Annotated in this window: 1 pseudogene; it reads left to right on the forward strand. The window is 52.7% G+C overall.

What is annotated here, in order from left to right:
* Positions 1 to 60 precede the first annotated feature (60 nt).
* A pseudogene (locus tag ACUU1M_RS20595) lies at positions 61 to 455 on the forward strand (transposase).
* Positions 456 to 474: the final 19 nt, after the last annotated feature.

Consider the following 474-nt stretch of genomic DNA (forward strand, 5'->3'; position numbering starts at 1 on the left):
CAGAATGAACATCCGCATCTTCCTGTTGAAAGTCGTCGTCAGGCAAAGGGAACTCGCTTCCTGTGGCAGCACAGCGATAAATGGATGACCGAATCCAGGCAGGAAAAGCTGATATGGCTGCGTGCGCAGATGAAGCTGACGAGCCTGTGCTGGGCGCTGAAAGAACTGGCAAAGGATATCTGGAGCAGACCATGGAGCGAGGAAAGACGCAACGACTGGCAGAGATGGCTGCGGCCAACAGTGACGTCCCCATGATGAAGAATGTGGCTAAAACGATAGGGAAAAGGTTGTACGGTATCCTGAACGCCATGCGCCATGGCGTATCAAACGGAAATGCGGAAGCACTGAACAGCAAGATCAGGCTGCTGAGAATAAAAGCCAAGGGCTACCGCAACCGGGAGCGCTTTAAGCTGGGAGTGATGTTCCACTATGGGAAACTGAATATGGCGTTCTAAGCCTTCCCACCATGATCGG

The sequence above is a fragment of the Shigella sp. SIG6 genome, assembly GCF_053555815.1.